General features: G+C 50.1%; 10 protein-coding genes. 3 read left to right on the top strand and 7 right to left on the bottom strand.

Features of this window, described 5'->3' with window-relative positions; genetic code table 11:
* Positions 1-91 precede the first annotated feature (91 nt).
* From acs to speY, 3 genes are all read right to left on the bottom strand, one after another.
* Positions 92-2,065 carry an acetate--CoA ligase gene (acs, locus tag H6F68_RS01125; RefSeq protein ID WP_190555834.1) on the bottom strand — a complete coding sequence of 658 codons (1,974 nt, stop codon included), beginning with the start codon at positions 2,063-2,065 and terminating at the stop codon, positions 92-94.
* A 162-nt stretch (positions 2,066-2,227) separates the two neighbouring features.
* Positions 2,228-2,764, bottom strand: coding sequence for a GAF domain-containing protein (locus H6F68_RS01120; RefSeq protein WP_190555833.1), 537 nt, complete (start codon positions 2,762-2,764; stop codon positions 2,228-2,230).
* A gap of 235 nt (positions 2,765-2,999) precedes the next feature.
* Complete coding sequence (gene speY / locus H6F68_RS01115; protein WP_190555832.1) at positions 3,000-4,205, bottom strand: homospermidine biosynthesis protein; 1,206 nt, start codon at positions 4,203-4,205, stop codon at positions 3,000-3,002.
* 1,009 nt (positions 4,206-5,214) lie between these two features.
* On the opposite strand from speY, the gene H6F68_RS01110 reads away from it, so the two are divergent.
* The 3 genes from H6F68_RS01110 to H6F68_RS01100 all read left to right on the top strand — a co-directional run bounded on the left by H6F68_RS01110 (position 5,215) and on the right by H6F68_RS01100 (position 9,082).
* The gene (locus H6F68_RS01110; RefSeq protein ID WP_190555831.1) at positions 5,215-5,520 is read left to right on the top strand and encodes a hypothetical protein; all 306 of its coding nucleotides are present in this window, start codon (positions 5,215-5,217) and stop codon (positions 5,518-5,520) included.
* 81 nt (positions 5,521-5,601) lie between these two features.
* On the top strand, positions 5,602-6,261 hold the full coding sequence (gene cobO / locus H6F68_RS01105; RefSeq protein WP_190555830.1) for a cob(I)yrinic acid a,c-diamide adenosyltransferase: 660 nt from the start codon (positions 5,602-5,604) through the stop codon (positions 6,259-6,261).
* 64 nt (positions 6,262-6,325) lie between these two features.
* Complete coding sequence (locus H6F68_RS01100) at positions 6,326-9,082, top strand: AAA family ATPase (protein ID WP_190555829.1); 2,757 nt, start codon at positions 6,326-6,328, stop codon at positions 9,080-9,082.
* Here H6F68_RS01100 and H6F68_RS01095 read toward each other — a convergent pair.
* From H6F68_RS01095 to H6F68_RS01080, 4 genes are all read right to left on the bottom strand, one after another.
* On the bottom strand, positions 9,079-10,356 hold the full coding sequence (locus H6F68_RS01095) for a DNA repair exonuclease (protein ID WP_190555828.1): 1,278 nt from the start codon (positions 10,354-10,356) through the stop codon (positions 9,079-9,081). The two genes, H6F68_RS01100 and H6F68_RS01095, sit on opposite strands and share 4 nt — an antisense overlap.
* 74 nt (positions 10,357-10,430) lie before the next feature.
* The gene (locus tag H6F68_RS01090) at positions 10,431-11,060 is read right to left on the bottom strand and encodes a hypothetical protein (protein WP_190555827.1); all 630 of its coding nucleotides are present in this window, start codon (positions 11,058-11,060) and stop codon (positions 10,431-10,433) included.
* Between the two features lie 290 nt (positions 11,061-11,350).
* Positions 11,351-12,334: an RNA polymerase sigma factor, RpoD/SigA family gene (locus tag H6F68_RS01085; protein ID WP_190432542.1), complete on the bottom strand. Its 984-nt coding sequence runs from the start codon at positions 12,332-12,334 to the stop codon at positions 11,351-11,353.
* 633 nt (positions 12,335-12,967) lie between these two features.
* On the bottom strand, positions 12,968-14,743 hold the full coding sequence (locus tag H6F68_RS01080; RefSeq protein ID WP_190555826.1) for an ATP-binding protein: 1,776 nt from the start codon (positions 14,741-14,743) through the stop codon (positions 12,968-12,970).
* Positions 14,744-15,056 lie beyond the last annotated feature (313 nt).

Genomic DNA, 15,056 nt, shown 5'->3' with positions numbered 1-15,056 from the left:
CTAACCCCCAGCCCCTTCCCTAGCAGGGAAGGGGAGCTAGATTCAAAGTCCCTCTCTGTGTCGGAGAGGGGTTGGGGAGAGGTCTACCTTGTTAACCTTCGTCACGTAGGGCTTCTAGGACATTACGATCTTCTAGGGTGGAAGTATCTCCGGACACGGCATTGCCACTGGCGAGATCTCGCAGCAATCGGCGCATAATTTTGCCCGATCGCGTCTTGGGGAGGGCATCGGCAAATCGAATATCTCCGGGACGTGCGATCGCGCCGATTTCTTGGCCCACGTGTTGCTTTAGTTCTGCTTTCAGAGCATCACTGCCCGTGTGGCCCCCCTCTAGAGTGACGAAAGCCACAATATCTTGCCCTTTGACCTCATCGGGTTTACCCACCACGGCAGCCTCAGCTACGGCAGGGTGAGACACCAAGGCCGATTCAATTTCCATTGTGCCTAGACGGTGTCCCGCTACGTTGATTACGTCATCGACACGGCCCATCACCCAGTAGTAGCCATCTTCATCGCGTCGTGCGCCATCGCCTGCAAAGTAGATGTATTTGCCATCTTTGGGTGGAATGTGCTCCCAGTAGGTCTTGCGGAAGCGATCGGGATCGCCATACACCGTTCGCATCATTCCGGGCCAAGGATGCCGTACGGCCAAGTAGCCGCCTTGGTTGGTGCCAACGGATTCGCCTTCTAGGTTCACCACATCAGCCAAGATGCCAGGAAAGGGAAGGGTCGCAGAACCTGGTTTGGTAGCGATCGCACCCGGTAGAGGCGTAATCATAATGCCTCCAGTTTCGGTTTGCCACCAAGTATCCACAATTGGGCAACGCTCACCGCCAATCACGCGGTGGTACCACATCCAAGCTTCGGGATTGATGGGTTCTCCCACAGTGCCCAACAAGCGTAAAGAGGAGAGATCTCGCGCTTTCGGCAAGTCTTCACCCATCTTGATAAAGGCGCGAATCGCGGTGGGGGCGGTGTAAAAGACGTTGACCCCATGCTTTTGAATCACATCCCAGAAGCAGCCAGGATTCGAGGCGCGGGGTGCCCCTTCGTACATTAGTGTGGTCGCACCGTTGGAAAGCGGGCCGTAGACAATATAGCTGTGTCCCGTAATCCAGCCCACGTCAGCGGTACACCAATACACATCTGTGTCTTGCAGATCAAAGATCCACTTGGTTGTCATGTGGGTGTAGAGGTTGTAGCCGCCTGTGGTGTGCACCACGCCCTTCGGTTTGCCTGTACTGCCTGAGGTGTAAAGAACGAACAGCAAATCTTCGCTATCCATCGGTTCAGCCGGGCAATCGGCTGACATTTGCGACTGCAACTCGTGCCACCAATGATCCCGACCGCCGAGTTGCATGGGGATGTCCTGTCCAGTTCGGCGTACCACTAGCACATTCTCAACACTAGGAGCCGCGCCATCGGCTAACGCTTTATCCACTTGCGTTTTTAAGGGCACGATCGCGTCTTTACGCCAACCGCCATCGGCTGTGACTACAACCTTGACTTGACCATCGACCAAGCGATCGCGCAACGCCTCGGCACTAAAGCCACCAAACACAACTGTGTGAGCCGCCCCAATCCGCGCACAAGCCAACATTGCAATCGCCGCTTCCGGGATCATCGGCATGTAGATGCCCACGCGATCGCCCTTCTCCACCCCTAAATACTTCAGGGCATTGGCGAACTGGCACACCTCGCGATGCAGTTGGGCATAGGTAAGTGTCCGCGAATCTCCCGGTTCTCCTTCCCAAATCAACGCGGCTTTGTTGCGTCGCCAAGTCGTCAAATGGCGATCGAGGCAGTTGTAAGAGATGTTGATCTTGCCACCCACAAACCACTTGGCGAAGGGAGGCTGCCAATCCAGCACTTGATCCCACTTCTGAAACCAGTGCAATTCCTGCTCGGCTAGCTCAGCCCAAAACTTTTCTGGGTCAGCTTTGGCGCGATCGTAGAGTTGCTGGTACTCTTCCAGAGTCTTGATCTGAGCTTTTTGAGAGAACTCAGCCGCAGGCTGAAATAAGCGCTTTTCTTGAAGAATGGATTCAATCGTGGATTCTGACATAGCTCTTTCTATCACCAGGACGGCCCCTCCAAAAACGATACTTCGTTCTTGGGTCAGTTAGGCAGAACAATACTTTGATTTTGTTTAAGCAACGTAACTAGGGATATAGCATCGCTGACCTGGAGTTAAAGTAGCGATCGCTATACCCTGCCCTTCTAGAATTCAGGTGCCTCGAATAGCTGGAGCAGTGGCTAGCCGAGTCGCACTTTGCTGCATCCGTTTAATTGCTTCAGCAGACCAGTCGTGAGGAGATTGGCAATGATGGGCAATTAGTAAGCCCCATAATCTTTTGTTCGTGAGGACAGGCACCACTAAATTCGCCCGCACTGGCAGACTCCGCAGAAAATCCCGGTGGCACTCTTGAATCGGCTCTGTTTCGGTGTCTGCGATCGCTCGAACCCGTCCATCTAAGTACAAAGCTGCATACTCGTCGTTGAAGCAATCATCAGCGCCAGTTGATCCCAAAATCGACAACTGCTCAGCGCTCAAGGACTCGAAGGTAACTTGGCCTTTCCAGCGTTGATAAAAGTAATACAAGACCACGCGATCAGCTTGGAGCATCTGCCTTAGCTCATCGGTTATTTTTTGGACTAAGGCATCTCTTTCTAGACTTTGGGCTAGACGTTTGGCAACGCGGCTCAATCCTCTGTCCTGCTGGTCCAAGGAGTGAGAATTCAGTTCATCAAAATTACTACGCACAGGTTGAGGAAGGGTACGAAGTTCAATAGGTTTGTTACTGATCAGCCAGTGCACTGCGCTGATTCAACCTAGAGAGATTAGCGGTTTCTGGTTCTATTTAGAAGGGATAATTTACGAAATTTTGATCAAAGTTTTTCGAAGTTGGCGATCGCTCTTTTTCCCTGACAACAAAAATCCCCCTCACCGAAGTCAGGGGGAGCTAATTTGAGTGAAGACGTTCACTCAGAAGTGACGTTTATTTGCGAATCGGAGTGCCGCAGGGATAAGTTGCCACAGGTTCGCGCTTGGCTGCTTCGCTCTTGATAGTCTCAGCCACAGCGACTAGCGATCGCTCCGTTGCCGATTCCGCTTTTGCTGCTAGGTAGTCAGCCTTCAGTTTCGTCAGCATTTCTTCCCGGCGATCGTAGAGTCGCTTGAGTGAGCGAGGCGCACATTGGTTAATCACATAAGCCGTCATGATCGGTAGGGCGATCGTGCTGTCGGTGTAGCAAACAATCGTGCTAGGCAGTTCATCCGGGTCAACCTTGCCCCAACTCACAGCTTCGCTGGGTGTTGCGCCAGAGAGACCACCTGTATCTGGGCGAGCATCGGTGATTTGGATGAAGTAGTCGTGACCCCGTTCCTCCAGACCCAACACTTCGTGGAGTTGGGGTTGCGTCTGCAAAAGGAAATTCTTAGGACTGCCACCGCCGATGATCACCGCTGCACTCTTGCCTTCTTCACCAGCGACACCAGACTCCCTTGCTGCATAAGCGATCGCTGCGGTTTCATTCACATCCAACGAAGGATCAATCACCAACTCGGAGCCTTCCAGCGCCAGCGCTGCTACGTTCATGCCAATCGAGCTGTCTCCGGGAGAAGACGTGTAGATAGGAACGCCGCATTCATAGGCTGTTGCCAACAGGCAAGAATTCTGCACACCGAGTTGCTTCTCCACTTCTCGGACATACTTGCCGAGCAAATGGTGAAATTCTGCTGTACCCATGCGCTTCTGGAACGGTTCAGCCCGCAAAATCTCGCGGATGAAGGCATCGGTTTCCAGCAGTACATCATAGTGAAAGACAATATCGTAAATCCGGATGCGGCCTTCCTGACGCAGCTTCACATCATCCAAAAAGGGATTGCTGGAATAGAGGCTCAACCCCAAACCATAGTGCATGTCATGGTAGAGGTTAGCGCCTGTGCTGATCATCCAGTCAATAAAACCATTCCGAATCAGGGGAGCTAGGACTGAAACTCCAAAGCCTGCTGGAGTCATTGCGCCAGACAAACTCACCCCAACGGTTACGCCCTCCTGCATCACTTCTTGGCTCAGTAAGTGACAAATCTCGCGCAGGCGAGCGGAGTTGTAAGCGGTGAAATAGCCGTCGATTAAATCAACGACGCTGATTTCAGCAGGCATGGGGGCGGGTGCGATTTTGTGGCTGAGCAATTTCGACATTTGTACGCTCCAAAAAGAACAAAAAGCATAAAGAAGAGGGGAAATGGACACGCAGCTACCTAATGCGATCGCGATTGATAAACGAGCTAGGAAGCCCAGTTCAATCAACTCAAACGCTACTAGGTTTTCTTATCTGCAACCTTGAAAGAAACTTTCAAAGTCATGTGATCCGATTAGGTCAACGAAATTGGCGTAGCTTAGGTGAGTAGGTACCCAAGCAGCCAAGAGATTCGATTCTGTCGCTCTGCCCAGTAGTGGCAGAACTCTACAGACTCAAAACTTATGTTTGCTGCATCAGTCAAACCTAGGCACAGAATTCCCCAGGCTAGATGAGAAAGGACATCGTACAGATCAATATCCCTTGACTAAAAGCTCTGATAAATCTGAAAAACATCAGAACCATTAATCCAGCTATTCAATTCAAAAAAACTCCACCTAAGGAGCACGATCGACCCAGTTCGCCACTATTTCTAGAGATAGGGTTGCTTATCCTCTGAATCAGCAAGAGTATCTGCTAGCAATCGCGAACCTGGTAGTTACAGGCCGATCAGCTCATACTGGGTGCTTCACAACGGTCAGCCCAAGATAGTGCGGGATCGCACTGCCGTTTCCGTTTCAATTTCATTTCCAGGTACCAAAGTGGTCTCCACGGGTACCCGACCAAGGAAAGGAGTTTCAAGGCTTTATACGCGACCTCAAACACCAACTGCTACAGTTTAACACCCACGTTTGAGATCAGTTCAATAAAGGTACGGAAATTGCTGGTATTCTCTAAGCAAACCTCCCCAAAGTAAGGGTTCTTACGGCTTTCTCTACCGCTTGGGTAAGTATGCCGCTCCTAAGGGCGTTCCTTTGCGGTTTTTCGTCTTGAGCATTACAATATCTGCTCTATTTTAGTCAAGCTATGTAGGCGAAGAAACAAGATAAACTGGAGACGACGCCATAAAAAACTTCATTAAAAAGCTAATCCGGCATATTTAACTGCTCAGCCCGTTTCTGAGGTCATGCCATGCCTACACCTCCAGCCTTGCCTTCTACATTGCAGCACGCCACTTCTCATGCGCCATCTCGGCAGCATTGGTATGGCTTCAGCAACATGCTAAAGCGGCTACATAACGAGGGCGTTTACCTGCATCCTGAGCAATTAGCTGAGTTCCTGGTAGCTCATGGCTTACCTGTAGATTTGCGTTATGTCCCAGAGCGACTGCAACAAAAAGCAAGGTCGATTAACGCTCACTACAACGGCGATATGGCAGCTTTGGCAGAAGACTCAGAAGATCAGCCTTGGGATGGCTACTTGGGGGATTTCGATTAAGTTCTCTGAATTAGCATCTGTTCCACCGAGCTTCGACTTAGACTTTAAGATCGCTACAGAGCCTTTCGGATAACTAGTTCAATGAATTCAAATCTTGACACCTCAGCAGCTACAGACTCAGCCCCCTCTGAAGCAGCGGGCCTGACGGATGAGCAGTATCGGCAGAAAATGCAGCGACGCAAGGAAGTGCAAGAACAGCGCCTAGCTGAGCGATCGCTGGAAAAAGGCTTGATTGTGGTCAATACAGGCAACGGTAAAGGTAAAACTACCGCTGCTTTGGGGATGGTGCTGCGATCGCTCGGTCACGGCTACAAGGTGGCGATCGTGCAATTCATCAAGGGCGCTTGGGAGCCAGCGGAGAAAGCAGCCTTTAGCCATTGGGGTGAGCAACTGGAATTTCATGCGATGGGTGAGGGCTTTACCTGGGAAACCCAAGACCGCGATCGCGACATCCAAAAAGCTCAGGAAGCTTGGAATACCGCTTTAACCTATATCCGTAATCCAGAATTTCGCTTGGTGCTGCTAGATGAAGTGAATATTGCTCTAAAGCTGGGCTACTTAGCGGTTGAGGACGTGTTGGCAGGTCTAGAGCAGAAACCAGAGGATTCTCACGTCATTCTGACGGGACGAGGAGCACCTGCGGCTTTGATTGAGCGGGCCGATCTAGTGACCGAAATGACCTTAGTCAAGCACCCTTTCAAGGAACAAGGCATCAAGGCTCAGCCTGGAATCGAATTTTAGATTTTAGAGTTTGAATTTCCCGTGAGCAAGTCCAAGCCGAAATTCAAACTCTAGAATTGAGTTTATGGAAATTCTTTCGATTAGTCTCAAAAACTTTAAGGCTCACAGCGATCGCTATTTTGAGTTTCAGCCCGGAACCAACGCGATTTGTGGAGAAAATGGGGCAGGCAAAACCAGCATTTTAGAGGCGATCGCTTGGGCGCTGTTTAATTACTCCAGCTATACCAAAGAAGAATTAATCCGTCGGGGTGCAGCCAGCGCTCAAGTCAGTGTCACCTTTACTTCCAGAGGGGATGGGCGCACGTATCGCGTGCAGCGTTGTACCAGCAAGGGCTATGAGATTTTTGACCCACAAATTCGCCAACGGCTAGACCTGAAGAATGTCAGTGATGTCTTGCCTTGGCTGAAAGAGCATTTGGGCGTTGCCAAAGAAACTGACTTGCCCAAATTGTTTGCTGATACCATTGGCATTCCGCAAGGCACCTTTACTGAAGACTTTAAGAAAGCGGCGGACGAGCGGCGGAAAGTCTTCGATCGCATCCTGCGCGTGGATGAGTACAAACAAGCTTTTGAGAAATCGAGAGACCTGGAAAAGTATGCTCAGCAGCAAGTTCAAGAACTAGAGCGGGCGATCGCGTACTATACCGAGAACCTGCGCGATTGGGATCTGCTGCACACTCAGCGGGCGGATTTGCAGCAAGAAGTAACCAAAGATAAGACTGCTCTACAGCAACTTCAAATCCAACTGGAGCAACTTCAGCACCAAAAAGATCGGCTCACCGCTCAATCTCACCAAATCCAGCAACTCGAAGTTCAGTTCTCGACTTTGCAGGCGCAACTGACTGGACAGCGCCAAACCAATGTGTTGCTAGAACAGTCGCTCCAGAGAGCGAAGCAAGCAGTAGCCACCTGCGAAGCCAATCGAGCGGGTTATCAAACCTTTTTACAAGCAGAATCTGCCTTGCAAGCCCTAGATCGCCAAAGCAAACAGCAGCAAGCTCTGCTGAAACAGCGCCAAGGCTATCAAATGACTTGGGAGAACTCGCAAGCCAAGCTCACTAAACTGACTCTACAACTCGAAAGCCTAACCGCAGCCCAGCAAGAAATTGAACAACTGCAACCCCTGATTCAACAACAGACTGAGCTAGAGCAAAATCAGGAAGCGATCGCCCAACAACTCCAACAATTGTTTAGTGCCGAATTAGAGCGGCAGAATGTCACCAAGCAATTAGCCAAACTTCAAGGAGAGCTAGAGCACCTCAACGGAGAAATTGCTCGGATTCTTAGCTTCGAGACAGTGCTGGAGCAAATTCCTGTCTGGGAGCAACAACGCGATCGCCTGCAAGCACAGCTCAGCCGCATTGCCGCTGCCAAACAGTTTGAAGCTGACCTCAGCCAGATCGTCTCCCACGGGGAAACTCAACGCGATCGCTACTTAAGTGAGGCTGAAACTGCGATCGCGGGTTTACAGGAACTTCAGCGATCGGTGCCCTTACTCGCCGCCTCGGTAGACTCTGCCCTGACTACGCTTCAGGCGGGTGTGGACTTGAACAATGAAGTTTTAGGCAACTTGCAGCAAATTCTAGGCGATTTATCAGAGCAGGTTTCTGCCAGCAAACTAGAGCAACAGCTAGCAGAAATAAAGCGCCAACTGGAAACAGCCTATCAACAGCGCACTCATTTCGCTGGGCTAGAAACCTGGCTGACTAAGCAAACCGCCTTGCAGCAAGATGCAGCCGAGTTGCAAGCTAAACTGCAATACCTCCAAAGTCAACTCGCCAACCAAGCAACGTTGCAACAAGAGAAGACGCAGCTGGCCACGGCGATCGCTGCATTAGGTAATCCTCAAGGTCGGAGCCAACTTCGCCAGCAGGAATTACAGCAGCAAGCGCAATTGCAGATGCAATACGACCAAGCTCAGCAAGCCCAGATGGAAATTGCTCAAGCAGTGACTCATCTAGAAGCTCAATTGGCGGAATTTGCAGATTTACCTGACCAGATAGAAGTGCAAAAAACCCAGAAAGCAAGGCACCAAACCGCACGGGATCTGTACCTGCAAAACCAAAAAGATGCAGAGCAATTGCCGACTCTAGAAGCAAATTTTGAGGCTGCGATCGCCCAACTCAGCACCTTAACTACCAACCAATCGATCGTGCAGGCGCAGTTAGCGCAGCTAGCAGAAACTTACGACCCGCAACATCTGCAAGAAGTGGAAGCCACTTACAACGCGATTCGCAGCCAAAAAGACCAAATTGAGGGAGGGTTGCCCCAAAAGCAGAAATTTCTCTATCAAATTGAGCACCAACTCGCAGAGCTACAAGCGATCGCGGATCAGCGGATTCAGGCCCAAGTTAACTTGTTAGAACGGCAGCGAGTGCAGCAGTTTATCAGCGATGCCCGTCAAGTCTACAACCAAGCAGGGCCAAGGATTACTAAGTTCTACATTGAGGAAATTTCGCGCGAATCGGACAAACTCTTTCGCGAACTAATTAACCGCCAAAACGTGGCTTTAGAATGGACAGGTGATTACGAAATCCGCATTCAAGAAGGTGGTTACTGGCGCACGTTCAGGAGCTTGTCGGGGGGAGAACAAATGTGCGCAGCCCTGGCAGTGCGTCTCGCCTTGCTGAAGGTTTTGGCAGATATTGATGTTGCCTTCTTTGACGAACCCACAACTAATATGGATCGGGCACGGCGAGAACAATTAGCCGAGGCGATCGCCAACATCAAATCTTTCCGCCAACTTTTCATCATCAGCCACGATGACACCTTCGAAAACGTCACCGAAAACTTAATCCGCGTCGAACGCGAAGCCCTCTAGTTTGTAGAGTCTTGCAGCAGTTGTTGGGCGAGTTCGTAGAGTTCGGCTTCGGGGCGGCTGTCGAGCACTAAGTCTTTCAGTTCTACTAAACCTTTGGCGATCGCCCCTGCTTGATCTTGATAGGCATTATTGGCAGCTAACAAATCGGTGTAGGCTTGTAGCTCGATTGCGTTGCGGGGTGGTGGTTCCTCGCCATTGCCAATCATCGGCGTTTCGTATTCGGTGCCGATCGCGTCGTATTTCAGCAAAAAGATTAATGCTTCACTGAGTTGATGCAGCTTATCTCGTAAATCGCGCACATTAAGGTCCAAGCGATTGAAGCCGACCTGACCGTGAATTCGCAGTTCCACGATCGCCGCTTGGGTTTTGCCAGATTTCGCTACGGCTTGGATGTACGCGATCGCTGCTTGTTCTAGTTCTGCTTGCGTTTGCTGCTTATTTGCCTCCAGGTTGAGACGGATCATCCGGCGCTGATAATAATCTTGCTTGAGCTCAGCTCGGATTCCTGTCCCGTTGATCTCGACTAGATAGGCACCACGAGGGGTTTGCTGGAGATTTTCAGCGATGCTATTGGCCTCAATCGAGCCAGGGTTGAAGATCCAGCCTTCTAGCTCGTAGTTCTTGTGAATATGCCCTAAAGCTAGATACTCCACCCCTGCTTCTCGCAAGGGATTTACAGCTTCTAGCCTCAGCGCCCCAGTATAACGAGCAATCTGGCCATCCATGCCGTGATGAAACATCATGACGGTGTGCGGCGGTCCTGGGGGCAGTTGCTGAATACTATGGGCCAATTTCTCAATCATTTGGGGAGCGGACGCGCCATACCAGCGAGAGCCTAAGACCCGCACCCCACAGGGTAAGTCGATATAGCCACCTGCTTTGGCTTCTGGTGTCCAAGGATCAAAGAGGCTAGCTCCATCTTGCACGTCTTCTTTAGGCTCTAGCAGAATCACATATTCCCAATCAGCCATGTAGCGCAGCCAACTGGTTTTGGTGGCGTAAGGGCGGTTGTCATGGTTGCCCTCGATCGCTAAGACTGGGATACCCGCTTCTCGCAGCATCTCAAAGCAAACCTGGGCTTGGTTCAGCACTGCGGGCAACACCTGCCGATGCTCAAACAAGTCGCCCGCGATGAGGACAAAATCAACTTGCTCATTAATGGCGTAACGCTCCAGCACATCCCGAAACGCTAAGAAGAAGTCTTTGGTGCGCTGGGGAGTGTCGTAGCGATCGAGCCCTAAATGCACATCGGCAACGTGGAGAAAGCGAGGCATAACCAGATTTATAGCGTGGCTTTCCCCAGTCTACCGAGCCTCCAGTGAGCTAGCGAGCAAATGTTCTATTTAGCTTAATTTTTTTGGGAGTTAGTCTGACACATACCCAAGATGCGCTGGTCGTTGGCGCTGACCTTAGCTAGGCGCTGGAAGCCTTGCAAGCCAATTTCGGCTACAGCAGGCTTATTGCTATTGGAGGCAATGGTGCTGTTTTGCTCCAAGGCGATCGCGAAGGGATGCGTGGTTTTCTCGTAGGTATCAACCACGTTCAACGCTAATTTGCCTGGCTCAAAACTGCCAGAGAAACAATCGAAGGACGATCGTGGCATGTAGAATGCGCCAACGACTTTGCCTTTAGTTACCTGAAACACCATGTAAGCACTACCAACTTGTTCTGGCTCGGCTGCCTCACCATATAGATAGGTACCGTCAGCCAGAGGACTATTCTTGCTATTCGCAGAGCTTTTAACAGAATTTTTGCTGGGAGCTGCTTGCTTGGCGATCGCTTTGGCGGTTGGTGCTGGAGTTAGGGGTTGCCGCTCCAGCTGGCGTACCGCCATAGCCGCAGAGGTAGACTCAGCTGCGTTCACAGCTTGTAGCCCAACACCTGAGAGACTCGTTAGCAGCAAAATGCCCAAAGCTGGCTGGGTGATGCGTTGCAGAGTACGCCACGGCGAGAGAGAACGGATGTATGGATTGGTCACCGTAGTTTCCTCCATCAAGACTCAACGACAAACCTCAACACTCACACCGTAACCCAGAATACCTGTACAACTGTTCAATCAAATGGGAGAGTTAGTTGCTATCTAGAGGTAGGTTTCCGGGAGTTGTGAGGACACACCCAAAAGGGTGTTGCTAAGGTTACTGTTCAGTTCTACAAGAGTTTAGTTCCCGATTCCTGACCACAAGTTCAATATCTTGTTCAGAACTTTAAATAGATAAAAATAAGTAGATAAAAAACAGGGACACGCTTGAGCATCCCTGTTTAAAGTGGTTAGCTGGCCAAGTACTCACGTACGCTCTCCTGACGACGGCGCAAGTGATTGAGGGCTTGGTGCTCTAGTTGGCGCACACGCTCACGACTAATGTTGAGGCGTTCACCGACTTTGGCTAGAGACAACTCTTTGCCATCATTCAGGCCGAAGCGGAGAGTCAAAACTTCTCGCTGTTGCGGGGTGAGCTCTGCCAACAAGTCTTGCAAGTCTTGACGGAGCAACTCCTGAGTCATATTGTGCTCAGGCGAAGGCCCTTCGTCTTCCAAGAGGTCTTGCAGTTCGGTGTCTTGGTTGTCACCGACACGAAGATCTAGAGAAACGGGTTGACGAGACATCGTCAGGTATTCCCGAATCTGCGCAGGCTCTAGTTCTAGAGCTTCTCCAATCTCAGCAGGGCTAGCAGCCCGACCTAATTTCTGGGCTAGCTCACGCTGCACCTTCTTGATCTTGTTCAGCTTCTCGGTGATGTGGATGGGCAAACGGATGGTCCGAGCTTGCTGAGCGATCGCGCGAGTAATGGCTTGGCGAATCCACCAGTATGCGTAGGTCGAGAACTTATAACCACGAGTCGGGTCAAACTTCTCTACACCGCGCTCTAGTCCTAAGGTACCTTCTTGGATCAAGTCCAGGAACTCCAGGTTGCGCTTCTGGTATTTCTTCGCGATCGCCACGACCAAGCGCAGGTTCGCTTCAATCATCTTTTGCTTGGCTCGGTGGCCCTGACGCAGAGTTTTTGTCAACTCTTCTTCGCTGAGCTTAGCTTGCGCTGCCCACTCCGCTTGAGTTGGCTCATGACGCAACTTTTTCGCCAGCTTTTCCTTGGCTTCTAATAGAGACATCATCTGCTGGACCTGCTTCCCAAACACAATCTCTTGTTCATGGGTTAGCAGAGGCACCCGTCCAATTTCATGGAGGTAGGTACGTACCATGTCAACGGTGAACATGGGATTAGCAGTCTTTGTTTTAGAATTGGCAGTAGGCATGGATCTGTGATGAACTCAGTAAAAGTAGATTAAAGAGAAGTGGGGGCGAAATTAGAGAGCGATTGAAAGCTTGAAGTGGGAACGGGCAGCCAACCAGACACAATAAGCAAGCTCTTCCCTGACCAACCTCAAATCGCCTAGGTCAGAGAAGTCCAAATGCAGAGGATAAAACTAACCTCTGTCTACAGGTGATGAATTAGCTTAAAACTTCGTGCCCGTAACTTTCAGGATGCAGGTGGACCCGATTCCATATTATTTGACCTAAGTAGTGGCAAGAAACTCTAAAAGGTCGTACTCAGTATGAGTTTACTTTACTCGATTGTGCTATAAGTTTAGACTCCAGGAAAGCAAAAAAGATTCATCCTAGAGTATGATCCCGTTAGGCAAAACCGAAGAATCTACTGGAAAATTTTCTATTCTAGCTCTAACTTTAGCGAAGTGACATTTTTGTAGCTGTGCTCTAAGCAGTTCTTCTACTATAATGGCGCAGTTTTCCCTGACCGAAGGGCCATTTAGCATAGGGAAAACCGAACTGATTTAGAGGCTTTTTAGGGAGAAAGCCTCATTGATTAATGCAAAGATGTAGCCTCTATCCGGGTCTTTTGCCCATTGGTCTCGAAAAATCTCACAGGACTAGAAACCTAAGTCCGCTTTAGCAGACTCTGCGGCTTTGAAGACTGCCGCTGTAGGCATCTCTTCCCAGGGTACATCCCCAATCTCGGCATAAAAGGTTTCGTCGTAAGGGCGAGTGCGAATGACCACAGGCATCGGCACTGCATGGCCTAGGATTAGAGCTTGCTGTTTTGAGTCTAGCTTAGATAATACGGAACGGAGGCTCTGCGCCCCCGACACTCCGGTAAAGATGGCATCAATATCCTTCTCGTCGTTGAGGAGCGCGGTGATGCGGGTGCCAATCTGAGACATGACTTCGTTGTCGATCCCTGAAGGCCGTTGGTCTACTACCAATAAGGTGACGAAGTACTTCCGCATCTCACGGGCAATCGTGCCGAAGATGGTTTGGCTGACGGTGCTGGGGTCGAGAAAGCGGTGGGCTTCTTCAATTGTGATGACTAACTGCTGGGGGCGATCGCTAGGATTCTTGCTCTGTAAAAACTTCTCAGCTTTCTGCACATAAGCAGCGTGAATCCGGCGCGCAATCACATTCGTCGCCAACATATAGGAGAGCATGTTGGATTGAGAACCAAACTCAATCACCACATGCTTGCCAGCATCAATGGAATCGAGAATTTGACCCACGTAGTTGTGAGGGCAAGTATTACGAATATATTTCAGTTCTTCTAGTCGGTTGAGTTTGCGCTGCAACGCCATGATGGAGGATTTGCTGCCCATCTTGGTTTCACAAAACTCCTGAATTTCCATGTTGCTCATAGAGAGCAGGCGAGTAATCCAAGATTTGCCAAACTCATTGCGGAGAATAATGGCGTTTTCTAGGCTGGCTTCCGAGAGGTTGAGTTCTCCGCGTACCAGCATTAAGTCTTCCACATCAATCTGGTCAAAGCTGATAAAGAGATCTTGAGCGTCTCGGACTCCACGGCGCTTAGTGGATTCGGGGTCGAGGGTGTAGATCTGCACCTGACCGGGAAAGAGTTGCCTGAGCCCCTTCACGGTGCTGAACTGCTTACCTTCACGGACGGCTTCCCAGCCATACTCCGAGTGCATATCAAAAATCAGGTTGACTCCTGCCTGTTTGCGGATAATTCCCGACAGCAACAACCGAGTCAGGAAAGATTTCCCGGTCCCTGATTTCCCAAATACACCATTACTACGTTCGACGAAACGATCTAAATCGACGCAGATAGGCACGTCCATATCAATCGGTTGCCCGATCGCAAAGTTGCGGCGATGGGGGTCATCTTCCCAACCAAAAACGGCTCGGAAATCCCGCTCGCTGGCTTCATGCACCTGGCTAAAGTGGCTGGGAATGGTCTTGACGGGCATTAACTCGATCGTGCTGCTGCTTTGAGGTGTGAGGGAAGCGAGCAGTGGCAAGCTGGCTGTAGAGTCACTTTTATCTTCAGCGGCACGGGCATTTTTGCCGCCTTTAGTTTTCTTGGCCTTACTGTTGGCCGAGTAACTAATAGGCTCTTCTGGTTCGGGCGTAAACATCAACATTGGAGTTAAGTCAATGGTGCCGAACGTGCCCGTTCCTGCGAGAACTTCTTGGAGGAAGGTATTACCTGGATCAGGAGGATTAGCGAAAATTCGAGTGCTGGCGGTTCCAAGGGTTACGTCGGTCAACATGCAGAAGAACCGCGATCGCGCCCCTTGAACAACCAAGAATTTGCCCACTCGCATATCTTCTACAGAGACATCTGGGTGTAAGCGAACTTCGAGTCCTTGGCTAAGGGAGCCTTGAATGACTGAACCTAAGGGTTTATCTAAATCCATTTATAAACTCGCTAGTCTCCCTTGCTCACACCTGGATGGGTTGATGGAGGCGAATGATTTTAGACCAATAATTCCTCAACCTTTTGAATTATCTTAGGTCTAATTCATTCAAGTAATACTAATTCTAGTTATTTTAGGGCTTAAAAGTTATATAGCAATGCTTCTGGTTCTAATACTCAAATGTTTTTGTAGAAGGATTTATCAGTTAAGCGATCGCTGCACTTAATCTTGCGTTGCTCCTCAGAAAATCTCTTTTCAGAAAAATTTTGATTGTCATTGGTTTCATCTATGAGAAAAGGTGAAGGATCTCTAA

Origin of the sequence: Trichocoleus sp. FACHB-262 (assembly GCF_014696035.1) — a bacterium.
Classification (GTDB): domain Bacteria; phylum Cyanobacteriota; class Cyanobacteriia; order FACHB-46; family FACHB-46; genus Trichocoleus.
This window is presented reverse-complemented; position numbering and strand designations above follow the sequence as displayed.

Excerpts from the sequence above, each read along its gene's own strand:
- speY (WP_190555832.1), bottom strand. The coding sequence starts at position 4,205 with ATGTCGAAATTGCTCAGCCACAAAATCGCACCCGCCCCCATGCCTGCT.
- H6F68_RS01085 (WP_190432542.1), bottom strand. The coding sequence starts at position 12,334 with ATGCCTACTGCCAATTCTAAAACAAAGACTGCTAATCCCATGTTCACC.
- H6F68_RS01080 (WP_190555826.1), bottom strand. The coding sequence starts at position 14,743 with ATGGATTTAGATAAACCCTTAGGTTCAGTCATTCAAGGCTCCCTTAGC.
- H6F68_RS01100 (WP_190555829.1), top strand. The coding sequence starts at position 6,326 with ATGGAAATTCTTTCGATTAGTCTCAAAAACTTTAAGGCTCACAGCGAT.
- H6F68_RS01110 (WP_190555831.1), top strand. The coding sequence starts at position 5,215 with ATGCCTACACCTCCAGCCTTGCCTTCTACATTGCAGCACGCCACTTCT.
- cobO (WP_190555830.1), top strand. The coding sequence starts at position 5,602 with ATGAATTCAAATCTTGACACCTCAGCAGCTACAGACTCAGCCCCCTCT.
- H6F68_RS01095 (WP_190555828.1), bottom strand. The coding sequence starts at position 10,356 with ATGCCTCGCTTTCTCCACGTTGCCGATGTGCATTTAGGGCTCGATCGC.
- acs (WP_190555834.1), bottom strand. The coding sequence starts at position 2,065 with ATGTCAGAATCCACGATTGAATCCATTCTTCAAGAAAAGCGCTTATTT.